Raw genomic sequence first — 22,654 nt, forward strand, 5'->3', positions numbered from 1 at the left:
TAATATCCCAAGCAGTGCATTCGCTGCACTGCAGGTTTCCAAACAAATGCTAAGGGGTTCCAAGAGGCATCCGGGGCAGTCTGCTCAGATGAGCATCAGCACCACGCTGACCGGGGCCAGACCCACCACCGCAGCGGTGGAGACCACATCCCGCAGGAAGTTGGACGGGCTCTGGCTCATGTCCTCGCCGATATCATCCAGCGCACGGCCGATTACCGTGAAGACATTGCCCTTGCGGTTCTCCTTCTGGTTCAGCCAGCTGCGGGCCGTTCCGATGCCCCAGACATAGCTGGCACCCAGCACCACAGCTCCTACGACCGTTGCCGCCGTCGAGAGCGCATCCAGATAGCCGCCGCCCTCAACATAAGTCATTTCATCTTCCGACACCACGGCGCAGTGTGCGGGCATCTTCAGTTCGTTCTTCATCTTTCGTTTTCCCTCATTTCGACGGTTTCTGTTCCTCCGCCGCATACAGCAACCCTGCCGCATTCCTCACTCACTCTTTATACGCTCATTTTACTACGTCTGTCGATTTTCTGCAATAGATTCTGTGCAAAACTATGAAAAATCGGAAAGTCGCATGAAAACTTCACGAAAAGTTTGTGAAAAAGGACTGCGTTTTTTTACAGCTCAGCCAGCCACGCCCGCACGGTAGAGATACGGGTCGCTGGTAAAGCTGGAATAGCTGTACAACACCAGGATGGCGTCGTAGTCGTTGTCCGCGATCAGCTGATCCAGACCGTAGTTGTAGTTGCGGAAGTCCACCACATCGATCTGGGCGTAGTTTGCCGTCAGATACGGTGCAAAGCAGTTGGCGTAGCTGTCCTTGATCACCAGAATGCGCCCGGTACCGTCGCCCTCAATGCGGCTCAGGCCGTTGTTGCCATGCAGGAACATGGCGTACTTATCGTACACGTTCAGCTTGTCCGTGTCGTACAGGCCGGTCTGTGTGCCCTCGGTGGGCTGGCCCGGCGCAGTGACGTTCCAGATGGTGAGCCGATTCTGCAGATCATACCAGGTGATGGTGTCCGGTTCGGCATTCCATGTGCGGGCCTTGGAGTAGTGGGTGCCGTAGAAATTTTCCGCCGTCTCCACAGAATGCGCACTGCGGTCAAAGGGTGTCAGGCCCTGCGCTTCGCAGAACTGCTCGTAGGCGTAGTAAGCCCCCAGCGTCGTCCAGTGATGGTCGGTGCGGTAGTAGATATATTCGTCCTTGTGCGCCCGCAGCGCATCGGTGACGCGGAGAAACTGCACCGCCGGGAGCGCTGCCTGCGCTTCGTCGATCCGCCCTTCCTCGTCCATCTGGGGCGCAGCGAGGGGCAGGTCTTCCGGGTAGAGCACTGAGGCCGACGGCACGAGCATGAAACTCACCTTGCCGGGGTAACGCTCGCCCAGCGACTGCACCGTTGCCAGATTCTTGTTCCAGACCCGCTCTTCGGTGGGCAGAACGCGGTAGCGCCGGGCAAACATCCGGTGCTCCCGCCCCAGCAGGATACCGCCGCTCTGGGTCTTCTGGAACAGGGTCGTCTCGGCCAGGCTCTGCAGGCTGATCCACTCATCGCGGCCGAACACCTGATCCTTCACATATTTGGTATAGTTCGTAAAATAGTTGTTCAGCCCATCCACCGACACGGCCGTCAGTTTGGGCCGCTGGGTGAGGGTGGTGTTTTCCATCTCGCTGTAGGCGCGGTCCGGCGTCACCAGGTCCAGCACGAACAGCGCCGCGAAGAACAGGGTGAAGGCCGCCAGCACCGGGTACTGCTTCAGGGAGGAAACACGCTTTTTCGGATTCATGCTTTACGTCCTCCTCAGAAATTGAAATAGAGGAATGGGCTGTTGGTGCTGCCCACCACATAGGCGGTGGAGACCACCAGCAGCACCAGCACCGTGGCCACCCGCGTTGCGGTGCGCTTTTTGAGCAGGTTCCAAATCTTTTCAATGAGCGGGGTGCAGCAGACCACCGACACCGCCAGCAGCACACCGTAATTCCGCAGGAAATACACCGGCGACACACCGCCCGCAGGTACGAAGAGCTTATAGAACAGGTCGTTGAACCCGACGCCCCAGTCGTTGCCCACGAACATGGCCCAGCCCACCACCACGAGGAACAGGGTGTAGATGTGGGGCCAGACTTTACCCTTTTGCAGGTGGGGCAGCAAAAACAGCTTTTCTGCCGCCAGCAGTACAAAGTAGTACAGGCCCCAGCAGATGAAGTTCCAGTTCGCGCCGTGCCAGATGCCGGTGAGCAGCTCCACCACGAACAGGTTGAAGATCTGGCGCTTCAGGCCCTTGCGGTTGCCGCCCAGCGGGATATATACATACTCCCGGAACCAGCCGGACAGGGTCATGTGCCAGCGCCGCCAGAACTCGGTGATGGATGCGGAGATATACGGGTAATTGAAGTTCGCGGGGAAGTCGAAGCCCAGCATTTTGCCCATGCCAATGCCCATCATGGAGTAGCCGGAAAAGTCAAAGTAGAGCTGCAGACTGTAGGCGATGATGCCCAGCCACACCAGCGGGGTGGAGGCGTTGGCAAGGCCCACAAAGGTGGTGGAGGGACTGTTCTGGATGCCGATGATGTCGGTCCAGAGCGCGCCCACGGCATCCGCCAGCAGCACCTTTTTGGCAAGGCCGAAGGTGAACAGGGTCATGCCCTCTTCGATCTGCCGCAGGCTGTAGCGGTGCCGGTATACGTGCAGCTGGCTGGAGACATCGCGGTATTTGACGATGGGGCCTGCGATGAGCTGCGGGAACATGACCACATAGGCGCCGAAGTCGATGATATTGCGCTCTGCCTTCACATCCCGGCGGTAGACGTCGATGGAGTAGGAAAGGGTCTGGAAGGTGTAAAAGCTGATGCCCAGCGGCAGAGTGCTGATGCCCTGAATGGCCGCGAACTGGGTGCCGAACAGGCTGTTCAGGCTGGAGAGGACGAAGTTCGCATACTTAAAATAGAACAGCATCCCCAGGCTCCCCGCCAGAGCCACCAGCAGCAGCGCCGTGCGGGCGGCGGGCTTGTCCTCCATGCGTTCCAGCCCCAGGCCGCAGAGATAGTTGATGAGGATGAGGGCCACCATGACCGGGAAAAACCGTACCTCGCCCCAGCAGTAGAACACCAGACTGCAGAGGAACAGCACGGTGTTCTTGAGCTTTGCGGGCGCAAGGTAATACAGCGCCAGCGTGATGGGCAGAAAGCGGAACAGGAAGATTATGGTGCTGAAAACCAAGGTGTTCCTCCTTTGAAAAAGGGCCGATGCCGCCAAGGCACCGGCCCACGATGATCGTTGTTACTTGAGCAGAACGCCGTTGACGGCGTCGGTCAGGTCTTCCGTGCACGCGTTGGAGGCAATGACCATCACCACGCGGTCGGCGCTGTTGGCGATGACGGCATTTTCCACATTGGCCTGTGCCGCGGCAAACTCGGCGTAGTTGCCGTAGAAGGCCACCTGATCCTGCTGGTAGGCCTTCAGGGCCTCCACGATCTCTTCGGCCTTGCCCTCTGCCGGCTCGATGACCAGCACCAGACCGGCATCGCCGTTGTCGTTGCTCTTCACACCCTTGTAGCTCACCACGTCCTCAGCCTTCAGGCCGAAATCGTACTCAATGTTCATGGCTGCGATCTCGAACTGGTTGGAGATGGGGTCGGCTTCCAGCAGCGCATCCACCTCGTCGGCCAGCGCATCGGGGCTGTTGGTGCCGTCGTCGGGCAGGGCGCTCTCCGCCTGGGACAGCACCACCGAGGACGCCGCCGGGCTTGCCGAGGACGCCGTGGACGAGGAAGCCGCGCCGCCGCAGCCTGCGAGCAGAGCGCAGCCCAGCGTGGCAGCCACAGCGGACAGTATCAGTTTTGAACGGATCTTCATAGATTATTCCTTCTTTTGCATTCATTACACTCAAGCCCGGCGCTGTGCCTTCCGGCGCGGCTGGCCGGGCCATTGCTATCTTACCATACCCTTGCCGGAAATGCAAAGGTTCGCGCAAATTTTTACGGTTTCTTCACCGGTCTTTGCCAGCGCTTTTCCGCTCAGCCCGCAAGGGTGTGCAGCTGGGCGATGTAGTCCTCGAAGCACAGGCCGCTGGCACTGATCTTCCGGGCATTTTCCACGCCCACATAGCGCCAGTGCCACGGCTCGTAGGTGATCTCGGTCTGGGCCTCGGCCCCCTTGGGGTAGCGCAGGATGAAGCCGTAATCTGCCGCGTGCTCACACAGCCAGCGGAAGGCCTCGGTGTTTTCAAAGCCCTCGGTCAGGTCGGTGTGCTCCGGGCTGTTCAGGTCGGCAGCAAGGCCGCAGTTGTGCTCCGAGTAGCCCGGCGGGTTGACGACCGCCGCCGCCTTTTCCTTGGCTGTGGCCAGGTCGTAGCCCTGGTCGGTGTAGTATTTCGTCTTCCGCTCGTACAGACCGGTCTGGTACTTGACGCTGCGGTAGCCGCTCTGCATCCAGATGGTCACATTTTCGGCGGCAGCGGCTTTCTGCATCTCCAGAAAGGCATCGCAGGCCACGGTCTGCAGGGTCTTGTTCACAGCGGTGGCCGAGCCGCACGCCTTGGTGGTAAAAGTATGATCGTCCGGCATTTTGTTCGTGTGGTTCACCAGCACCATCAGCGGGTCGGCCAGCATAGCAGCGGCCTCGTCGGCGGTCAGGCCCAGAGCATTGCCATTGGTCTCCTCCACGGTGCTGGACGCTGCCGGAAGCAGGCTGTTCTCCGCATCCTCTGCCGGGGCGCTGGCCGCGCTGGCGGAAAGCACCGGGGCGTGGCGGTTGAGCAGGAACGCAGCCCCGCCCACGAACAGGCAGACGGCGACGGTCAGCCCGCCCACGAACAGGCAGACGGCGACGGTCAGCTCGCCCACCCGGCGGATGGCACGGCTGCGACGGCGGCGGCGCGCTTCGGCGCGGGTCATGCGGCGGTGCGGTTGGTTCACAGGTCGTTGATTCATAAGGCTTCTCCTTGTATATTCTCTCCGGGCCGGGGACATCCTATCCCCGGAGGTGTTCTGCATGAAAATGACAGCACAGGAATATGCGCGCCGGGTGCAGCGGGCAGGCCCGCATTCGCCGCTGGGCACCGACTGCCTGTGGGCTTTTGGCGTGGGCGGCGGCATCTGCCTGCTGGGCGAAGTGCTGCGCCAGTGGTATCTGGGTCTGGGGCTCGAAGCCGACCTTGCCGGCACCCTGACCAGCTGCAGCCTGATCGTGCTCTCAGCGGTGCTTACCACGCTGGGCTGGTACCAGAAGCTGGCCGCAAAGGCCGGGGCCGGGTCGCTGGTGCCCATCACAGGCTTTGCCAATGCGGTGGTCAGCGCGGCCATCGAGTTCAAGGCCGAGGGCCGGGTGCTGGGTACCGGGGCCAAGATGTTCACCATTGCCGGGCCGGTGATCGTGTACGGCACGCTGGCGGCGGTGGTGTACGGCGCGGTGCTGTGGGTGCTGGGCGGCTGATCCCTCTCACTTACCATACGCTTTGCCGGGCGAAAAGATTGCACTCTTCCGGCGATTTTCCAGTATACCACAAAATCCGCAAAAAAACATCCCTGAAAGGAGGAATTTTTCATGGCGACCCGGCGCGGCGACACCCTGATCTTCCAGACTCCGCCCGTCATCGCGGCCCATGCGGCGGTGGGCGGCAAAAAGAGGGGGAAGGCCCCCTTGCGGCGGGCTTCGATGCGCTGAGCGCAGACAACCGCTTTGGCCAGTCCAGCTGGGAAGCCGCCGAGACCCAGCTGCAGCTGCGGGCGGCGCGGCTCTGCCTGAAAAAAGCACAGATCACTGAGAAAGAGGTCAGTCTGGCTCTGGCCGGAGACCTGCAGGCCCAGTGCACGGCATCCAGCTATGCCATGCGGGAGCTGGGCGTGCCCTTTGCCGGGCTGTTCGGGGCCTGCAGCACCATGGCCGAAGCGCTGGGGCTGGGGGCTGCGCTCTGCTCGGCCGGGCTGGCCGACGGCCTGCTGGCCATGGCTTCCAGCCACTTCTGCGCGGCAGAGCGGCAGTTCCGCACGCCGCTGAGCTATGGAGCCGTCCGCACCCCGACCGCCCAGTGGACGGCCACCGCCGCCGGGGCCTGTCTGCTGCGCCCCGCCGGGCAGGGGGTCGGCATCCGGGCCGTGACCTTCGGGCGGGTGCAGGACTATCAGATCCGGGACATCAACAACATGGGCGCAGCCATGGCCCCCGCCGCCAGCGCGACCCTGCTGCACTACCTGCGGGACACCCACGCAGAGCCGCCGGATTTCGACGCCATTTACACCGGCGACCTTGGGCAGGTGGGCAGTCAGCTGCTGCGGGAGCTGCTGGCCGCAGAAGGCTTGCTGATCAAAAACCATGTGGACTGCGGGTGCATCCTGTTCGACGCAAACGAGCAGAGCGTAAAGAGCGGCGGCTCCGGCCCGGGCTGCTGCGCGGCGGTGCTGTGCGGGCACATCCTGCCGCGCCTGCGCCGGGGCAGCCAGAAGCGGGTACTGTTCACAGCCACCGGGGCCCTGATGAGCCAGACCACCTTTTTGCAGAAGGAGACCATCCCGGCGGTGGCGCATCTGGTGGAGCTGCGTGCGCCGGAGAAAGGAGCCGCATCATGAACTATCTCTGGGCTTTCGTCATCGGGGGCGGCATCTGCGCCGTCGGGCAGATCCTCATCGACCTGACCGGCCTGACCCCGGCCCGCATCCTGACCGGATATGTGGTGGCGGGCGTGGTGCTTTCGGCCATTGGGTGGTATGCCCCGCTGGCCGAGTTTGCCGGGTGCGGGGCCACGGTTCCCCTGCTGGGCTTCGGCCATCTGCTGGCAAAGGGCGTGCGCACCGCGCTGCAGGAAGAAGGTGCTGTGGGCATCCTCACCGGCGGGCTGACCGCCGCTGCGGCCGGTGTTACCACCAGCCTTGTGTGCGGCGTGGTCTGCTCCTGGGTCGGCCGGAGCCACGACCAGAACTAGCCCGCAATCAAAAGCAGCGCTGCTTCGCGCCGGTTCGCGCCCGGCGGGTGGTAGGATGCAAAAAACAAAAACCCCCGCACCGGAAACCGGCACAGAGGTTTTGTTCGTCAGTCGATCACTCGATCAGGCATGAACTCAAGCGTTCTTGTTAGCACGCTTTGCCATACGGCTGATCTTGCGGCTGGCGGTGTTCTTTTTGATGACACCCTTAGCGCGAGCCTTGTCGATCGCGGAAACAGCAGCCAGGACGGTTGCGTCCTTGTCAGCGGCATTCGCATCGATGGCAGCGTCTGCCTTCTTGACGACTGTTTTCAGGTTGGTCTTAATGGCCTTGTTGTGAGCCTGCTCTGCAGCAGCCTGCACGACGCGGTCCTTCTGAGATTTGATGTTAGGCATTCGTTCCACCTCCTTGGCTACCTATAACAGCGCACCCTATGATACCATATTTCGCGTACCAGCGCAAGCGTTTTTTTGATTTTTGTTTAGAAAAGTTTTCAAAATCCCATACTGAAACTGTAAAACCGGGCCAAAACGGCCCCAAATGCAAATTTCAGATGGGAAAGCGGGATGAATCATGCGGGAAACAGACCTTGCCGATGAGCTGTTCCGGGCACCGGGCAGTGCGCCGCCCACCGGTGTGCGGGTGGCCACAGCCAGGCGCGGCGGCGTGACCGTGACGCGGGTGGAGATCGCGCGCGAAGGGCTGGCGAAGCCCCGCGGACGGTATGTCACGCTGGAAATGCCCAGCGTCAGCGTGCTGGACGAGCGGGACGCTGCGGTGATCGAGACCTGTGCGGCAGAACTGCGCGCCCTGCTGCCGCCGGAAGGGCCGGTGCTGGTGCTGGGCATCGGAAACCGGCGGGTCACGGCGGATGCCCTCGGCCCGCGCACGGCGCAGAAGATTTTCGTCACGATGGGGCAGCATACCGTCCCGGTGCAGGGCATCCGGCCGGTGGCGGCAGTGGCACCGGGCGTGTCGGCTGCCACCGGGCTGAGTTTGCAGCAGCTGGCCGGGGCACTGGTGCGGGAGATCCGCCCCGCTGCCCTGCTCTGCGTGGACAGCCTCTGCTCTTCCGAGCCGGAGCGGCTGGGCCGGACCCTGCAATTCTCGGACACCGGGCTGTTCCCGGCCCAGCCCGGCCACAGCCGCCATCTGGATGCCGCCCGGCTGGGGGTGCCGGTCGTAGCGGCAGGCATCCCGACCCTGATGCAGGCCGAGGAGGGCAGCGACCTTGTGGTGACCCCCCGCGAGCTGGACAGCGTCATCGCCCACGGGGCCGCTCTGCTGGCCGCGGCCATCAACCGTGCTTTGCAGCCCCGCCTGAGCATTGCCCAGCTGGGCTGGCTGACGAGCTGAGGCCTTGGCTCCCCTACCAGGGGAGCTGTCGAGCCGTAGGCGAGACTGAGAGGTTGTATGAAGGGAAGCCTTTCCTCTGTACAACCTCTCCGTCACCTGCGGTGCCACCTCTCCTGGTAGGAGAGGCCTTGGCATTCCGGCACGAAACGTTCTATCTCTACAGGTTAATTTCATACCCTATCAAGAGGGAAGGAGGTGTCCGCCATGCGCCGCAGGCAGGGAGATTTCTGGGCCGGGCCGGTGCTCAGTCTGGCCGGGGCGGCGGCGCTGATGCTGGCGCTGACCGTTTTTGCCCATGGACTGGTGCTCAGTCTGGCGGCGCTCATCATCGGGCCGCTGCCCGCCGCGCAGACGGCCCTTTCTCTCAGCCGGAAGCAGGCCGCCTCCGCACAGAGCACCGGATCTGCGGCAGAAGCGCTTCCGCCCGAAGTCCTCGAACCCGCTCCGGGATCTCTGCCCGCCGCCGCAGACAGCTCCTACCTCGTCCCGCTGGAAAGCGACGACGCCCGGCCCGAAGACGCAGGCACCATCCTCGAAAAGACCTATCCGCAGGGCAGCGGCGAAAAGTACATTCCCTGCGGGGCAGGCAGCATCAAAAACAATACCCGCGTCCCGGCGGCGGAGATCGCGGCCGAGGTCGAAGCTCCGCTCCCCTTTGCGGTGGAGTGGAACAGCCCGGAGCCGCAGGTCCTCATCATGCACACTCACGCCACCGAGGACTACCGCCTTTCGGCCGGGCTGTGGTTCCGCCCCGGCGACGGCTCCCGCACCACCGACCGGAATTACAACATGTGCGCGGTGGGCCGTGTGGTGGCCGATACCCTCAATGCGGCAGGCATCAACACCCTTCACGACGAGACCCTGAACGACTACCCCAGCTACACCGGAAGCTATGCCAACAGCCGGGCCGTGGTGCAGCAGTATCTGGCCCGGTATCCCAGCATCAAGGTGGTGCTGGATGTCCACCGGGATGCCATCGAGACCGAGAACGGCTCCCGGATGGCCCCGGTGTGCACGGTGGACGGGCGGCAGGCCGCACAGGTCATGATCATCTGCGGGTGCGACAACGGCAGCAGCATCTCCCTGCCCAACTACCGCCAGAACCTCCGCTTCGCCGCTGCATGGGAGCGGGCGATGGAGGGGACATTCCCCGGCCTCACCCGGCCCGTGCTGTTCAGCTACCGGTTCTACAATCAGGATCTGACCACCGGCAGTCTGCTCATTGAGATCGGCGGGCACGGCAATAACCTGAACGAGGCTCTTTATGCCGGGCAGCTGGCCGCCGAGGGGCTGATCGAAGTGCTGCGCAGCGCAGACCCTGCAATTTCCGATTGACAAAGCCGCTTTCCTGTGCTATTTTTAGAATTACCGAAAAGCACAGATCGGGAAAAGTAACGCATCCGGGACGCTTCCAGAGAACACGGCAGTTGCTGCGAGCCGTGAGCGCCCCCTGCGCGAACGAACACCCAGGAGCTGCAACCTGAACCCAGTTTTTTGCAAAACTGCCAGTAGGTGCGCCGCTGCGCCCCGCGTTACAAGGGCAGCGCTTTCTTTTTGAGATGAGCGCGTGAGCGACCGGACACTTCCGGTAATTCAGGTGGCACCGCGGACATTACAAGACAGCTTGTTCGCCCTGAACTTTCAGGGAGAACAAAGCTGTCTTTTTCATTTTATATCGAAAGGGAGAACAAACACTATGGAACGCACTGAGATCGTTTCGCTGTTCAAAAACACCCCCGCCGACGGCACCGAGATCACCGTCTGCGGCTGGGCAAAGAACATCCGCGACTCCAAGAACATCGGCTTCATCGCCCTGTCGGACGGCGGCTGCTTCAAGACCCTGCAGGTCGTGCTGGAAGCAGGCAAGCTGGCAAACTACGATGAGGTGATCCACACCGGTCTGTACAGCAGCCTGCGCGTCAAGGGCAAGCTGGTGCTCACCCCGCAGGCAAAGCAGCCCTTTGAGCTGAATGCCGACAGTGTGGAGATCCTGGGCGACTGCCCGGCGGACGAGTATCCGCTGCAGAAAAAGAAGATGAGCATGGAATATCTGCGCACCATGCCCACCCTGCGCCCCCGCACCAACACCTTCAACGCCGCTTTCCGCGTGCGCAGCGCCGCTGCCTACGCCATCCACAAGTTCTTCCAGGAGAACGGCTTCGTTTACTCTCACTCTCCGCTGCTCACCTCTTCCGACTGTGAGGGCGCAGGCGAGATGTTCCGCGTCACCACGCTGGATCTGGAGAATGTGCCTAAGAACGAGGACGGCACCGTGGATTACACGCAGGACTTTTTCGAGAAGCCGGTCAACCTGACCGTTTCCGGCCAGCTGGAAGCCGAGGCCATGGCTATGGCATTCGGCAAGGTGTACACCTTCGGCCCCACCTTCCGTGCCGAGAAGAGCTTTACCACCCGTCACGCCGCCGAGTTCTGGATGATCGAGCCGGAGATGGCCTTCTGCGACCTGAACGGCTACATGGACACCGCCGAGGCCATGACCAAGTACGTCATCCGCTACGTGCTGGACAACTGCCCGGATGAGATGGCTTTCTTCAACCAGTTCATCGACAAGGGCCTCATCGAGCGTCTGGAGCTGGTGGCAAACAGCGAGTTTGGCCGCATCAGCTACACCGAGGCCATCGAGATCCTGAAGAAGAACAACAAGAAGTTCCAGTTCCCTGTGGAGTGGGGCGTGGACATCCAGACCGAGCACGAGCGCTACCTGACCGAGGTGGTGTTCAAAAAGCCTGTGTTCGTCACCGACTACCCGAAGGAGATCAAGAGCTTCTACATGAAGCAGAACCCCGACGGCAAGACCGTGGCAGCCGCAGATATGCTGGTGCCCGGCATCGGCGAGCTGATCGGCGGCAGCCAGCGTGAAGAGAACTACGACAAGCTGGTGGCCCGCATGGACGAGCTGGGCATGGACAAGACCAACTACGACTGGTACCTGAACCTGCGCAAGTTCGGCGGCGTGGAGCACGCCGGCTACGGCTTGGGCTTCGAGCGCATGATCATGTACCTCACGGGCATCCAGAACATCCGTGACGTGCTGCCCTTCCCCCGCACCGCGTACGGATTCTAAAAAATAAAGTACGACCCTCTCCGTCATTGCTTCGCAATGCCACCTCTCCCGAAGGGCGAGGTTTGGTTCTTCCGGTAAAGTACCGCACCAAAGCTCCCCCTTGGGGGAGCTGGCGAGCGATAGCGAGACTGAGAGGGTTATTTTCAACATCGAGGTAACATTTCGTGGAAAACATTTCGCCCGCCCTGCTCCACTGGTTCCATGCGAACCACCGCATCCTGCCCTTCCGCACCGACCCCAGCCCCTACCATGTGTGGCTCAGCGAGATCATGCTGCAGCAGACCCGGGTCTCGGCGGCACTGCCCTACTACGAACGCTTTCTCGCCGCCCTGCCGGACATTCCGGCCCTTGCCGCCTGCGAAGAGGAAAAGCTGCACAAGCTCTGGGAGGGTCTTGGCTACTACAGCCGGGTGCGCAACCTGCAAAAGGCTGCACGCATCGTCTGCGAGCAGTACGGCGGACAGCTGCCCGCCGACTATGATGCCCTGCGGGCCCTGCCCGGCATCGGGGACTACACGGCGGGAGCCGTTGCGTCCATCAGCTTCGGCATCCCGGTGCCCGCCGTGGACGGCAATGTGCTGCGGGTGTTCTCCCGTTTGTACAACGACGACCGCCTCATCACCGACCCCAAGGTCAAGCGGGCATTCACCGCCCGCGTGATGGAGCACCAGCCGCCGGATGCGCCCGGCGACTACAATCAGGCCCTTATGGAGCTGGGAGCGCTGGTCTGCGTGCCGAACGGTGCCCCGCTCTGCGCGCAGTGCCCGCTGGCCCATCTCTGCGCCGCCCATGCCGCCGGGACGGCCCTCACCCTGCCCCGCAAAGCGGCCCCCAAGGCCCGCCGCATCGAGCCGGTGACGCTGGCGCTCGTCCGCAGCCCGGAGGGCGTCCTGCTCCAGCAGCGGCCCCAAAAGGGCCTGCTTGCCGGGCTGTGGCAGCCGGTACTGTGGGAGGACGAATCTCTCTCCGCAGACGAGGCCCGCGCCCGCCTGGCAGCGCTGGGTGTCGTCTGCACCCCCGATGCCGCCAAAGCCCTCCGCCCGGCCCGGCACATCTTCAGCCACATCGAGTGGCACATGGGCGGTTATCTCTTCACGGCAGAGCGCCAGCCCGCCCCCGCCGGCTGCGTCTGGGCCAGCCCGGAACAGCTGGAAGCCGCGTACACCCTGCCCGGTGCGTTCAAGGCGTACCGCAAACTGCTGGCCGCTGCATTTTAACTTCTTTCGTGCAGGTCGATGAAAATTTACGGATTGGCAGTTGTAATTTTTTTGCATTCCGGGTATAATATTCCTAACGCGATATTTCTACACGATATCCGCAAGGGCGGTTCCATGGCCCACCGCGAAAAGGGCCACCCCGACACAAAGGATGTTCTGGACCCATCGTTCCGACCCAAAAAAGGAGTGTATTGAACCTATGAAGAAATCTTGTTTGATCGCCGTGATTGCTACGCTGGCCGCCATCGCCGGTGCACTGGCCGCCGTGGCCGTTTATCTCCGCCGCCGTGAGAAGGAGCTGGACGAGTACGAGCGTCTGCTGTTCGGCGAAGACAAGGCGGAACCCGCCGACGCACCTGCCGAGGACGCCGCAGAAGAATAATCGATCCGCTGAAGGGCGCACCCGGTGGTCAGTTCCTGACCCGCCGCGTGCGCCCTTTTTGCAACCCTGCACTTTCATGTCAGGAGGATGTTACATATCATGAAGCGATTTTTTCTTTGGATCATCGGCGTCGCGCTGGGCGTCGTCGTGCTGCTGGGGACCGTAATGGCCGTGAGCTATTCCTTTACCGGCGAGGGGGCCCGCCCTGCGGCGGACGTACAGTTCGGCGGGCAGGCACTGGAAGTGAACGGCTCCTGCTGGCAGGTGCCGCTGGTGGGCGGTGTGCTCGACAGGGTCTTTGCCGAGCCGGACACCCTTACCGTGCAAAAGCTGGGCACACTGTACGATGCTCACCCGGCACTCGCCCTGCCCGACTGGGCCACCTACACCACCCTGACCATCGAGACCGACGTCGGCAGCCTCGTGTTCGCCGGTTCTGCCGGGCAGTATGAAGACTTCCTCTTCCCGGCCAACGGCAGCTACAAGGCCACGATGACAGTCTGGCGGCTTCCGGCCGACCTTTCTGCCACCCAGTTCGACGGCGGTACCAACGGTGCCATTCATAAGAACTGGGGGCAGGAACACCCGGCCCGGCCCACCGGCTGGTATCGGTTCTCCTTCCGGTTCACGCTGCAGGCCAGCGCCAACGTCGAGCTTTCGGCTGAGCGGGTCGAGCAGGGCGGCATCGTAGGCGTTGCCATCACCGGCATGGCCGGGGACACGGCCCCCACCCTGGAGACCGACCTCGGCAGTGTTTCATGCACCCGCAGCCCCTCCGGCTGGCGGGCCTACATCCCTGCGGCCTACAACGCCTCCGCCGGAGCCCACGAGATCCGCATCACGGTCAATGGGGAGACGATTTCCCGGACGCTGACCGTTCTGCCCAAAGACTTCGGCACTGCGGAAGTCGAGGCTGAACCGGCCCCCACCGAGGCCGCGAACACCGAGTTCCGGAACAACATCTGGCCGCTGTATGAGCTGCCTGTGCGGGAAAAACTCTGGTCCGGCGGGTTCATCTGCCCGGCCGAAAATTATCTCATTCTGCTGGATTTCGGTCAGGTCAAGGTCACGAACGGCCAGCAGGGTTCCCGCTCCAACTCCACCAAGCTCTACACCATCCCCGGCGACCCGGCCCGTGCCCCGGCGGACGGCGTCGTCGTCTTTGCCGGAAACCTTGCCCTTACCGGCAACACGGTGGTCATCGACCATGGCTGCGGGATGCGCAGCTACCTGTACGGGCTGCAGACCCTCTCCGTCAGCCGGAACGCGACCGTCCAGAAAGGGCAGGCTGTGGGTGTGCTGGGCGAGGAGCTGACCAAGGACTTCAAGCTTGGCAGCAAGAGCGTGAACCCGTGGATGCTGTTCCAGACCAGCGGCGGGGCATTCTGGCGTGAAAACGGGTGAAGCAAAAATAGTTTGAACAAACGAGAGAGGAGCCGCGGCCAATGGCCGCGGCTCCTCTCTCGTTGTTTGATACGCTCAGTCGTTTTCTTCTCGCGCTTCTTCTTTAAGGGCATCCTCGAACAGAATCTTCAGATAATCTCTGCCGCCATAAAGGACACGGTCAATGAAAACTTCTTTTCCGATCACATGGTAAAATACCAGATATTTTCCGCTGACCAGAAAACGCTCCTCACTATTGGCATTTGAAACAGACGAAATTGGTGCACCCATCAACGGATGTTCTTGCAATCGTCGAATTTTCTGCGTGATCTTCTTTACCGTCGAAACCGCTGCCGTTCGATTTTCCAAATCGTTTGCAATATACGCTTTGATCTCCAACAGATCATACTGGGCAGCTTTTGATACTTGAAGTTTATTCATTCGCAATTCCGAGCGATTCTTCTACGGCCTCCATACTCAGCCACCCCTCCGTTTCTCCGGACCGCCTGCCCTTCGCAATCTCATTCATCAGTCGGATGGTCGCCTGCGCTTTCTCGTAGTCGTGCATATCGAGAATGGCATATTTCCCGCGGCCGTTCTTGGTCAGAAACACCGGCGAACCCTCTTCCACATCCCGGAGGACCTCCGTATAATTCCGCAGGTCAGAAATCGGTTTGATGTTCGGCATAAAATCAACTCCCTTCACATTCAGTATAGCGGATTCCGCTGTAAAATTCAACAGCAAATTTGCAGCAATCAGCACAAAAAAGAACCGGATGGCGTCCATCCGGTTCTTTTGGGTCAATTTTATCTTACGAAATGGCATCCACGTCCCACTTCATGCGGACGGCATCGGCACCGTCCAGTTTGATGTTCAGCGCACCGGCGTTGTCCATCACCTGCTGCGGAGTGCGGGCACCGCACAGCACATGCAGGCCGGGGATCATACGGGCGGTCAGGGCGATCACCAGCTGTGCCAGAGAGCAGTCGTATTTCTCGGTCAGGTCGCCCCACTTTGCCAGCATGTCCAGCGCCTGTGCCCGGCGGGCGGGCTGGAAGCTGGGGTTCGAGTTGCGGGTGCTGCCCTCGGGATAGGTGGTGTCCATGGTCACCTTGCCGGTCAGCAGGCCCTGCTCCAGCGGAGAGTATGCCTGCACCGATACGCCCAGCTCCTTGCAGGTAGGCAGCAGCTGCTTTTCCACACGGCGGGTGAGCAGGCTGTACTTTTCCTGAATGACATCCAGCTGACCGTACTTGCAGTAGCCGCGGATGATGTCTGCAGTGACGTTGGATGCACCGATGGCACGGATCTTGCCCTGCTCCTTCAGCTTCATCATGGCTTCCACCGTCTCTTCCAGCGGGTAGATGCCGAAATCGGGGGTCTGCCAGTGGGTGTACAGCACATCCAGATGATCGGTGTGCAGGCGGCGCAGGCTATCCTCCACATCCTCGATGATGCTCTTTGCAGAAAGGTCGCGGTAAACGGTGGTGCCGTCCACGACCTTGTGCAGCACCGGTGTTTCATGCCGCCACTCCAGACCGCACTTGGTGGAAAGCACCACCTTGTCGCGGTCGATGTGCTTCATGGCCTCGCCCACCACGGTCTCGCTGTGGTACAGGCCGTAGATGGGGGCGGTGTCGATCCACTGGATGCCCTGCTCCACAGCAGTCTGGATGGCCTTGACTGAAAGGGCGTCGTCGTTGTCGCCCCACCAGGAGCCGCCGCCGATGGCCCAGGTGCCCATGCCGAGAAACGGCACCTGAATGCCGCTTTTGCCAATATTGATGTTTTGCATATATTTTCCCTCCATGCCAGCAGTGTTCCCCGCAATGGGAGCAGCGCATTCCGTAGCTGGCATTCTTCGTTGTATTTTTTGCGTTTTATGAAAAAAGAACCGCAGCTGCGGGATATTCCCGCACCGCAGCTCTCTTTCAACTCAGATATTGCCGAACTCGCTCAGTTTCAGCGTTTCGTTGTGGGTCTCAGCCCAGCGCACCGCCCAGTCGGAGGTGAACAGCAGCAGGCGGTTGCCCTTCATATCCTCCACAGCCTTGGTGTCGCTGGTCAGGTCCAGATCCCGCAGGTTGTAGGTGTCGGGGTCGTTCTGCACCCAGCGCAGCTGTTCAAAGGGCAGCTGCTGCATCCGGATCTCCACGTTGTACTCGGTGTTCAGGCGGTACTCCAGCACTTCCAGCTGCAGCACGCCGACCACGCCGACTACCACTTCTTCCATGCCGCCGCCCACTTCGCGGAAGATCTGGATGGCACCCTCCTGCGCGATCTGCTCCATGCCCTTCACGAACTGCTTGCGCTTCATGGTGTCCTTCTGCTCAATGCGGGCAAAGTGCTCCGGCGAGAAGGTGGGGATGCCTGCGAACTGGACCTTCTTTTTGCCGGTGCACAAGGTGTCGCCGATGGAGAAGATGCCCGGGTCGAACAGGCCGATGATGTCGCCGGCGTAGGCCTCGTCCACGATGGCGCGGTCCTGCGCCATCAGCTGGGTGCCGGTGGCCAGCTTGATGTTCTTGCCCTCCTGCACATGGAAGGCCTCCATGCCGCGCTCGAACTTGCCGGAGCAGATGCGCATAAAGGCGATGCGGTCGCGGTGGGCCTTGTTCATGTTGGCCTGAATTTTAAAGATGAAGGCAGAGAACTCGTCGCGGCAGGGGTCCACGGTCTCGCCGGTCAGGCTGTCCACGCGGGCCAGCGGGGTGGGAGTGAGGCGCAGGAAGTTCTCCAGAAAGGGCTCCACGCCAAAGTTGGTCAGAGCGGAACCAAAGAACACGGGGCTCAGCTCGCCGCGCAGCACCTTGTCGAGGTCAAATTCCTCGGCGGCACCGTCCAACAGCTCGATCTCATCCACCAGCTGCTGGTGCAGATACGGGGTGAGCAGCTCGTCCAGTGCGGGATCGCCCAGCTCGGCCTCGGTCTCATCCACCTTCTTCACGCCGTTGGCGCGGCCGTCGCTGGAAAATGCCAGCACCTTGCGGGTGTTGCGGTCGAACACGCCCTTGAACTCCTTGCCGCAGCCGATGGGCCAGTTCATGGGGTAGGTCTTGATGCCCAAAATCTCCTCAATGTTCTCCATCAGCTCAAAGGGGTCGCGGGCTTCGCGGTCCATCTTGTTGACGAAGGTGAAGATGGGGATGTGGCGCAGGGTGCACACCTTGAACAGCTTGATGGTCTGGGCCTCAACGCCCTTTGCGGCATCGATGACCATGACGGCAGAGTCTGCCGCCATCAGGGTGCGGTAGGTGTCCTCCGAGAAGTCCTGATGGCCCGGGGTGTCCAGAATGTTCACGCACTTGCCCGCGTAGTTGAACTGCAGGACAGAAGAGGTGACGGAAATACCGCGCTGCTTCTCAATGTCCATCCAGTCGGACACGGCGTGCTTTGCGCTCTGCTTGCCCTTGACGGAGCCTGCCTGATTGATGGCTCCGCCGTACAGCAGCAGCTTTTCGGTCAGAGTGGTCTTACCGGCGTCGGGATGGCTGATGATCGCAAACGTCCGGCGGCGCTCGATTTCTTCACGATTTGTCATAGATTTATAAGTCTCCCAATTTCAAGTCAGAGGGGTTTGTTTCGGGTCCTTTTTTCGTCACATGGGTCGTTCTCCATCGACAGGCCTGCCCTCTCAGGCGCTTTGCGCCCGCTCCGCCAAAGGGAGAGGCGGCATCGCATACGCGATGCCGAAGAGGGTCCGGCCGTCTAAAAATCAAACAGCATTTATTTTAGCAGAAATTCCACCTAGATGCAAGACTTTTCTCATTTTTTCAGAAGAAAGCAGGGCAGGGGTGCCGTTTCGGCCCAATTGGCGAAATCGCAGACGAGGACGGTGCAGCGCGTCAGGGGCAGTGTGCGCATCCAGTGCAGGATCTCCGTCTTCTCGTCCGACCCGATGACCCGGCCGCTGTAAAGGATGGCGCTGAGCACCCCGCCGGGCCGCAGTGCGTCGAGGGCTGCTTCCAGCGCGGGGATGCTGCTCTCCGCGTGGGAAAAGACCGTGTGGTCTGCCCCCGGCAGCCAGCCGAAGTTGAACATCACGGCATCCGCCGTGCCGGGCTGGACATAATGCAGCAGGTCTGCGTGGCTGCCGCAGTACAGCTCGGCGGAAAGCCCGTTCGCGGCCAGATTCCGTCGGGTGGAGGCAATGGCTTCGGGCTGGATGTCAAAGCCCAGCACCCGGCCTGTCCCGCCCGCCAGACGGCACAGAAACGCCGTATCTCCGCCGTTGCCGCAGGTGGCATCCACCAGCAGCTGCGGGTTCTGCAGCCGGGCCGCAAGGAAGTCCTGCACGAACTTGACGGCGGTCAGGTCCGGCGTGCGGCGGCGGCAGAGCCGCCCGGCCTCCTCCCGGAAGCCGAACTTTGCCCAGAACGCTTTCTCCCCCGGCACAGCGGGCAGCGGAGCCGTGAAAACGGTGGCCGTCTCCCTGTCATATCCGCCAAAGCGGCGCAATATCTCTTTTAGCAGATAAGACCCATAGCCTTTCCGCCGCCATTCTGGTACAATGGTAAGGCAGGCAACGTCCGCCCCTGCCGCCGTCCGGGTCAGCTGACAGCAGCCCACCTCGGTCTTCTCTTTATACAGTGCAAAGCCGCCGGGCCGTTCTTCCAATTTCATACGCAGTCTCCTTTTCCCTTACAATACCAAGCTCCCGCGCCGCTGTCAAGGCCTGCGGTTACGACCTTATTTCACACATTCTTCACCCGCTCAGCGATTCGTTTTCACAATTAGCGGCTACAATAGAGCCAGTTCCAGAGAGGGACGGGCGAAGCGCCTCTCCCGAACCAGTCCCTTCGAGAAAGGAAGTTGTACCATGGACAATGAGAACAAATGGGAATATGATTATTCCTCTGCAAATAGTTCGTCCGGCGATACCGGATACCCCAACGTCGGCTCTTCCGGCATGAACACCGCCAACACGGCGGGCACTTACAGCGACCCCGCCCCGGCCCGCCCGTCGGAAACTTCCACCGGCAATGGCGGCACCACGCCGCCCCCGGCAGGCCCGGAGCCGCAGGCCGCAGCCTCCAAGCCCCCGAAGAAGCGCCGCAAGCATAGCGGCGGCCGCATCGCCCGCAGCGCTGTGGCGCTGGTGCTGGCCGCAGCCATGGGCTTTGCGGGCGGCTTTGTGGGCGCACGGGTCGGCAATGCAGGCAATAAGGTCGTCATCCAGCAGGTGGAGCGCACCGACAGCAGCGCGGCCTCCGGCACCGCCGTCGCGTCCAGCGGCATGACTACTTCGCAGGTTTCCGAGATGGTCAGCCCCAGCGTGGTGGTCATCACTACGGAGCAGGTGGTCTACTCTCAGTGGTCGTGGTACGGCCAGAATCAGGTGGAGAGCGGTGCCGGCAGCGGCGTGATCATCAGCTCGGACGGCTACATCCTCACCTGTGCGCACGTGGTCTCCGGTGCATCGCAGATCACCGTGACCATCGGGGACACCGACTACACCGCCACCGTGGTGGGCGAGGACGACACCAGCGATGTCGCTGTGCTGAAGATCGACGCCACCGGCCTGACCCCCGCCACCGTGGGCAACAGCGACAGCCTGAAGGTGGGCCAGAGCGTGATGGCTGTGGGCAACCCGCTGGGTGAGCTGGGCGGCACCGTCACCGGCGGCATGATCAGCGCTTTGAACCGCAGCGTCACCATTCAGGGCAGCAGCTCTGTGAACACCATGTCCCTGATCCAGATGGATGCTTCGGTCAGCCCCGGCAACTCCGGCGGCGGCCTGTTCAATATGAACGGTGAGCTCATCGGTCTGGTCAACGCCAAGTCCTCCAGCTCGGACGCGGAGGGTCTGGGCTTTGCCATCCCCATCAACGATGCCATCAAGGTGGCACAGGAACTGCTGGAGAACGGCTATGTGACCGGACGGCCTTATTTGGGCATCACCTATCTGGCCGTGACCGACGCACAGACGGCGGCACAGCTCAACGTCAACGCCTACGGCGTCTATGTCGTGGACGTCGTGCAGGGCGGCCCTGCCGAAAAGGCAGGCCTGCAGGCCGGTGACCGCATCGTGAGCGTGGACGGCACCGAGATCGCCTCCAAGGACGACCTTGGCACCCTGATGCAGAAGCACGCAGCAGGCGATACGCTTTCCATCACCATTGCACGCGACGGCCAGATGCAGACCGTCTCGCTGACGCTGGGCGAAAAGAATGCGTCGAACACCGCCGCACAGCGTTCGGCCAACAACTGAGCTACCCCCGCCGCAAGGCGTTATCAAGATTTGATTCCTTTCTTCTTCAAAAATCCCCCGACTGGCGGTGACCCGCTGGCCGGGGGATCGTTGTTTATACCAAGCCGAAGATGGTCGCACTGACCGGGGCCAGGACCGCTTCACCGCTCAGGATGCGGCTGTCGCCCCGCCACAGGCTGGACGAGGTGCCGTCGCTCAGCAGCTTCCAGCGCCCGTCGGGCAGCCGGATGGGCTGTTCCTGTTCGGTGGGGTTGTAGTAGACGCAGAGCGCGCCCCACCACGCCCCATCGCCGGGCAGGGCAGACAGACACCAGCCCACCAGCGGCTGTTCCAAATCAAAAAATGCAATGGCGTTGGGGCTGGCCCTGTCCACCGCGCCCAGCCGCGGGAAGGCATTCCGCAGCCCGATGAGGCCCCGGTAGTAATCCACCAGCCCATGGAACTGCTCGGCCCGCTCCCAGTCCAGCCGGTTCAGCGCAGGCGAAGAGCGGTAGCTGTTGCCCTTCCCTTTTTTGGTGCGGGCAAACTCCTCGCCCGCCTGCAGGAAAGGCAGGCCGAAGCTGGTCAGGTAAATGCCCGCCGCCAGCCGGTTCTGGGCAAGGGCGGCACGGTCCACCGCGCCGAACTCCGGGCGCTCGTACCGCACCAGCAGCAGCTTGTCCCACAGGGTGAAGTTGTCGTGGGCGGAAACATAGCTCACGATCTGGCTGGGCGCGTGGGGCGGCAGACGGTCGCTGCGGCACCATGCCGCCACCGCGCCGCCGATATCCCAGAAGCTGCCGGGCCTGCCCTCCACATAGCCCGGCTCCCGGGCGTTGAAGCAGCCGCCCTTGATGGTGTCGCGGGTGTCGTCGCAGAAGATGCCGATGCGATCGTTCAGCATGGCAAGATTCGCCTTGTTGGCCTCGTACCGGTGCAGCTGGCTGCCGCCGCCCTGCCACGGCTCGCCGTACATCAGGATATCCCGCCCGCCGGGCAGCGTATCCAGCGCGGCGCGCACCGCGTTGATGGTCTCCACGTCGTACAGACCCATCAGGTCGAACCGGAAGCCGTCGATGTGGTATTCCTGCGCCCAGTAGAGGATGGAATCGATCATATACCGCCGGGCCATGGGCCGCTCGCTGGCAAATTCGTTGCCGCAGCCGCTGCCGTTGGAAAAGCTGCCATCCTCGTTCTGGCGGAAATAATAGAGGGGGACCGCTCGGTTCAGCACGTTGTCGAAGCGGTACATGTGGTTGTACACCACATCCATCACCACACCGATGCCCGCCGCATGGAGGGCCTGGATCATCTGCTTGCACTCCCGCACCCGGACTTCGCCGCGGGCGGGGTCGGTGGAGTAGCTGCCCTCCGGGACGTTGTAGTTGGTGGGGTCATAGCCCCAGTTGTACTGCCGCAGCAGCGGCTTTGCCTCGTCCACGCTGCCAAAATCAAAAATGGGCATCAGCTGCACATACTTCACACCCAGACGCCGGAGGTAGTTCAGGCAGGTGGGGTGGATGCCGTCCCCGTGCAGGGTGGTGCCCTGCTGGGTAAAGGCCATGAACTTGCCCCGCCACGCATTGCGCACCCCGCTGGCCGGGTCCTGCGAGAAATCCCGGACGTTGACCTCCCAGACGCTCCGCTTCGACGCCGGGATGACCGGCCGTTTGTCCTGTTCCCAGCCCGGCGGGTCGGTGCGGGCAAGGTCCACGATCATGCTGCGGGTGCCGTTCACGCCTGCCGCACGGGCATAGGGGTCAGCGGTGGTCACACTGCCCCACTCGGTGGTCACGTTGAAATGATAATACTTCCCGTGCTGGTCGCCGGGCAGGTAAACGCCCCAGACGCCCTGCCCCCACGGGCTCAGCGGCAGACTGCCGATGCAGGCCCCGCCGTCGCCTTTCCGGTAAAGATCGACCCGGACCGACTGCGCCGTGGGTGCCCACAGGCGCAGATGGGTGCCCGATGGGGAATACGCCGCGCCCAGCGGTCCCTGATAGCCGGTCTGACGGGCAAACTCCTCGCTTTCGAACCATGCTTTCCATTGTGCAGGCGTTTTCATTGACTCTCATCCTTTATCCTAACATTCCCGCCCTCGCCAGAGGCAGG

Annotated in this window: 21 protein-coding genes and 1 pseudogene; 10 read left to right on the plus strand and 12 right to left on the minus strand. The window is 61.9% G+C overall.

The window, feature by feature from the left end; genetic code table 11:
• Positions 1-84: 84 nt before the first annotated feature.
• From ACNQFG_RS01450 to ACNQFG_RS01470, 5 genes are all read right to left on the minus strand, one after another.
• Positions 85-426 (minus strand): hypothetical protein, encoded by a 342-nt coding sequence (locus ACNQFG_RS01450; RefSeq protein ID WP_423405746.1) that lies wholly within the window; start codon positions 424-426, stop codon positions 85-87.
• A 204-nt stretch (positions 427-630) separates the two neighbouring features.
• Positions 631-1,794 carry a DHHW family protein gene (locus ACNQFG_RS01455; RefSeq protein ID WP_423405747.1) on the minus strand — a complete coding sequence of 388 codons (1,164 nt, stop codon included), beginning with the start codon at positions 1,792-1,794 and terminating at the stop codon, positions 631-633.
• A 14-nt stretch (positions 1,795-1,808) separates the two neighbouring features.
• Positions 1,809-3,227, minus strand: coding sequence for an MBOAT family O-acyltransferase (locus ACNQFG_RS01460; protein ID WP_423405748.1), 1,419 nt, complete (start codon positions 3,225-3,227; stop codon positions 1,809-1,811).
• Between the two features lie 60 nt (positions 3,228-3,287).
• Entirely contained in the window at positions 3,288-3,863 is a 576-nt protein-coding gene (locus tag ACNQFG_RS01465; RefSeq protein WP_423405749.1) for a DUF4358 domain-containing protein, read from the minus strand.
• A 161-nt stretch (positions 3,864-4,024) separates the two neighbouring features.
• Entirely contained in the window at positions 4,025-4,939 is a 915-nt protein-coding gene (locus tag ACNQFG_RS01470; protein ID WP_423405750.1) for a M15 family metallopeptidase, read from the minus strand.
• A 61-nt stretch (positions 4,940-5,000) separates the two neighbouring features.
• On the opposite strand from ACNQFG_RS01470, the gene ACNQFG_RS01475 reads away from it, so the two are divergent.
• From ACNQFG_RS01475 to ACNQFG_RS01485, 3 genes and pseudogenes are all read left to right on the plus strand, one after another.
• A complete protein-coding gene (locus tag ACNQFG_RS01475) occupies positions 5,001-5,441 on the plus strand; it encodes a SpoVA/SpoVAEb family sporulation membrane protein (protein WP_423405751.1) in 441 nt (146 codons plus the stop codon).
• Positions 5,442-5,552: 111 nt separating this feature from the next.
• Positions 5,553-6,574 (plus strand): annotated as a pseudogene (locus ACNQFG_RS01480) (stage V sporulation protein AD).
• On the plus strand, positions 6,571-6,927 hold the full coding sequence (locus tag ACNQFG_RS01485) for a SpoVA/SpoVAEb family sporulation membrane protein (RefSeq protein ID WP_423405752.1): 357 nt from the start codon (positions 6,571-6,573) through the stop codon (positions 6,925-6,927). Before ACNQFG_RS01480 ends, ACNQFG_RS01485 begins: the two are co-directional and overlap by 4 nt.
• A gap of 135 nt (positions 6,928-7,062) precedes the next feature.
• On the opposite strand, the gene rpsT is transcribed toward ACNQFG_RS01485, so the two are convergent.
• Positions 7,063-7,323 (minus strand): 30S ribosomal protein S20, encoded by a 261-nt coding sequence (gene rpsT, locus ACNQFG_RS01490; protein WP_005943554.1) that lies wholly within the window; start codon positions 7,321-7,323, stop codon positions 7,063-7,065.
• A gap of 178 nt (positions 7,324-7,501) precedes the next feature.
• Here rpsT and gpr point away from each other — a divergent pair, with 178 nt between their 5' ends.
• The 6 genes from gpr (at position 7,502) to ACNQFG_RS01520 (ending at position 14,372) form a co-directional block, all read left to right on the plus strand.
• Positions 7,502-8,284: a GPR endopeptidase gene (gene gpr / locus ACNQFG_RS01495; RefSeq protein WP_423405753.1), complete on the plus strand. Its 783-nt coding sequence runs from the start codon at positions 7,502-7,504 to the stop codon at positions 8,282-8,284.
• Between the two features lie 204 nt (positions 8,285-8,488).
• The gene (gene spoIIP / locus ACNQFG_RS01500) at positions 8,489-9,619 is read left to right on the plus strand and encodes a stage II sporulation protein P (RefSeq protein WP_423405754.1); all 1,131 of its coding nucleotides are present in this window, start codon (positions 8,489-8,491) and stop codon (positions 9,617-9,619) included.
• 361 nt (positions 9,620-9,980) lie between these two features.
• Positions 9,981-11,369 carry an asparagine--tRNA ligase gene (gene asnS, locus ACNQFG_RS01505; RefSeq protein WP_332375825.1) on the plus strand — a complete coding sequence of 463 codons (1,389 nt, stop codon included), beginning with the start codon at positions 9,981-9,983 and terminating at the stop codon, positions 11,367-11,369.
• Positions 11,370-11,533: 164 nt separating this feature from the next.
• Positions 11,534-12,586, plus strand: a complete 1,053-nt coding sequence (mutY, locus tag ACNQFG_RS01510) for an A/G-specific adenine glycosylase (protein ID WP_423405755.1) — start codon at positions 11,534-11,536, stop codon at positions 12,584-12,586.
• A 199-nt stretch (positions 12,587-12,785) separates the two neighbouring features.
• The gene (locus ACNQFG_RS01515) at positions 12,786-12,968 is read left to right on the plus strand and encodes a phosphatase (protein ID WP_097791814.1); all 183 of its coding nucleotides are present in this window, start codon (positions 12,786-12,788) and stop codon (positions 12,966-12,968) included.
• 99 nt (positions 12,969-13,067) lie between these two features.
• Positions 13,068-14,372 carry a murein hydrolase activator EnvC family protein gene (locus ACNQFG_RS01520; RefSeq protein WP_423405756.1) on the plus strand — a complete coding sequence of 435 codons (1,305 nt, stop codon included), beginning with the start codon at positions 13,068-13,070 and terminating at the stop codon, positions 14,370-14,372.
• Between the two features lie 75 nt (positions 14,373-14,447).
• Here ACNQFG_RS01520 and ACNQFG_RS01525 read toward each other — a convergent pair whose 3' ends face one another.
• From ACNQFG_RS01525 to ACNQFG_RS01545, 5 genes are all read right to left on the minus strand, one after another.
• Positions 14,448-14,792 carry a type II toxin-antitoxin system RelE/ParE family toxin gene (locus ACNQFG_RS01525; protein WP_423405757.1) on the minus strand — a complete coding sequence of 115 codons (345 nt, stop codon included), beginning with the start codon at positions 14,790-14,792 and terminating at the stop codon, positions 14,448-14,450.
• Positions 14,785-15,039 (minus strand): type II toxin-antitoxin system prevent-host-death family antitoxin, encoded by a 255-nt coding sequence (locus tag ACNQFG_RS01530; protein ID WP_423406534.1) that lies wholly within the window; start codon positions 15,037-15,039, stop codon positions 14,785-14,787. Before ACNQFG_RS01530 ends, ACNQFG_RS01525 begins: the two co-directional genes overlap by 8 nt.
• Positions 15,040-15,163: 124 nt before the next feature.
• Positions 15,164-16,147, minus strand: coding sequence for an aldo/keto reductase (locus ACNQFG_RS01535; RefSeq protein ID WP_044953880.1), 984 nt, complete (start codon positions 16,145-16,147; stop codon positions 15,164-15,166).
• A 141-nt stretch (positions 16,148-16,288) separates the two neighbouring features.
• Positions 16,289-17,893 carry a peptide chain release factor 3 gene (locus tag ACNQFG_RS01540; protein WP_207698798.1) on the minus strand — a complete coding sequence of 535 codons (1,605 nt, stop codon included), beginning with the start codon at positions 17,891-17,893 and terminating at the stop codon, positions 16,289-16,291.
• A gap of 224 nt (positions 17,894-18,117) precedes the next feature.
• Positions 18,118-18,975, minus strand: a complete 858-nt coding sequence (locus tag ACNQFG_RS01545) for a GNAT family N-acetyltransferase (RefSeq protein ID WP_423405758.1) — start codon at positions 18,973-18,975, stop codon at positions 18,118-18,120.
• 196 nt (positions 18,976-19,171) lie between these two features.
• Between ACNQFG_RS01545 and ACNQFG_RS01550 the strand changes: the two genes are divergently transcribed.
• Positions 19,172-20,563 (plus strand): S1C family serine protease, encoded by a 1,392-nt coding sequence (locus ACNQFG_RS01550; protein WP_423405759.1) that lies wholly within the window; start codon positions 19,172-19,174, stop codon positions 20,561-20,563.
• A gap of 94 nt (positions 20,564-20,657) precedes the next feature.
• Here ACNQFG_RS01550 and pulA read toward each other — a convergent pair whose 3' ends face one another.
• Positions 20,658-22,607: a type I pullulanase gene (gene pulA, locus ACNQFG_RS01555; RefSeq protein WP_423405760.1), complete on the minus strand. Its 1,950-nt coding sequence runs from the start codon at positions 22,605-22,607 to the stop codon at positions 20,658-20,660.
• Positions 22,608-22,654: the final 47 nt, after the last annotated feature.

Origin of the sequence: Faecalibacterium prausnitzii, assembly GCF_049532945.1 — a bacterium.
Taxonomy (GTDB): Bacteria; Bacillota; Clostridia; order Oscillospirales; family Ruminococcaceae; genus Faecalibacterium; species Faecalibacterium prausnitzii_N.

What these genes read in the sequence shown, in the direction of transcription:
- ACNQFG_RS01470 (WP_423405750.1), bottom strand. Translation starts at nt 4,939, where the DNA reads ATGAATCAACGACCTGTGAACCAACCGCACCGCCGCATGACCCGCGCC.
- ACNQFG_RS01520 (WP_423405756.1), top strand. Translation starts at nt 13,068, where the DNA reads ATGAAGCGATTTTTTCTTTGGATCATCGGCGTCGCGCTGGGCGTCGTC.
- ACNQFG_RS01525 (WP_423405757.1), bottom strand. Translation starts at nt 14,792, where the DNA reads ATGAATAAACTTCAAGTATCAAAAGCTGCCCAGTATGATCTGTTGGAG.
- gpr (WP_423405753.1), top strand. Translation starts at nt 7,502, where the DNA reads ATGCGGGAAACAGACCTTGCCGATGAGCTGTTCCGGGCACCGGGCAGT.
- ACNQFG_RS01535 (WP_044953880.1), bottom strand. Translation starts at nt 16,147, where the DNA reads ATGCAAAACATCAATATTGGCAAAAGCGGCATTCAGGTGCCGTTTCTC.
- ACNQFG_RS01530 (WP_423406534.1), bottom strand. Translation starts at nt 15,039, where the DNA reads ATGCCGAACATCAAACCGATTTCTGACCTGCGGAATTATACGGAGGTC.
- ACNQFG_RS01485 (WP_423405752.1), top strand. Translation starts at nt 6,571, where the DNA reads ATGAACTATCTCTGGGCTTTCGTCATCGGGGGCGGCATCTGCGCCGTC.
- rpsT (WP_005943554.1), bottom strand. Translation starts at nt 7,323, where the DNA reads ATGCCTAACATCAAATCTCAGAAGGACCGCGTCGTGCAGGCTGCTGCA.
- ACNQFG_RS01545 (WP_423405758.1), bottom strand. Translation starts at nt 18,975, where the DNA reads ATGAAATTGGAAGAACGGCCCGGCGGCTTTGCACTGTATAAAGAGAAG.
- ACNQFG_RS01540 (WP_207698798.1), bottom strand. Translation starts at nt 17,893, where the DNA reads ATGACAAATCGTGAAGAAATCGAGCGCCGCCGGACGTTTGCGATCATC.
- ACNQFG_RS01515 (WP_097791814.1), top strand. Translation starts at nt 12,786, where the DNA reads ATGAAGAAATCTTGTTTGATCGCCGTGATTGCTACGCTGGCCGCCATC.
- ACNQFG_RS01465 (WP_423405749.1), bottom strand. Translation starts at nt 3,863, where the DNA reads ATGAAGATCCGTTCAAAACTGATACTGTCCGCTGTGGCTGCCACGCTG.
- ACNQFG_RS01550 (WP_423405759.1), top strand. Translation starts at nt 19,172, where the DNA reads ATGGACAATGAGAACAAATGGGAATATGATTATTCCTCTGCAAATAGT.
- pulA (WP_423405760.1), bottom strand. Translation starts at nt 22,607, where the DNA reads ATGAAAACGCCTGCACAATGGAAAGCATGGTTCGAAAGCGAGGAGTTT.
- ACNQFG_RS01475 (WP_423405751.1), top strand. Translation starts at nt 5,001, where the DNA reads ATGAAAATGACAGCACAGGAATATGCGCGCCGGGTGCAGCGGGCAGGC.
- spoIIP (WP_423405754.1), top strand. Translation starts at nt 8,489, where the DNA reads ATGCGCCGCAGGCAGGGAGATTTCTGGGCCGGGCCGGTGCTCAGTCTG.
- ACNQFG_RS01450 (WP_423405746.1), bottom strand. Translation starts at nt 426, where the DNA reads ATGAAGAACGAACTGAAGATGCCCGCACACTGCGCCGTGGTGTCGGAA.
- asnS (WP_332375825.1), top strand. Translation starts at nt 9,981, where the DNA reads ATGGAACGCACTGAGATCGTTTCGCTGTTCAAAAACACCCCCGCCGAC.
- ACNQFG_RS01455 (WP_423405747.1), bottom strand. Translation starts at nt 1,794, where the DNA reads ATGAATCCGAAAAAGCGTGTTTCCTCCCTGAAGCAGTACCCGGTGCTG.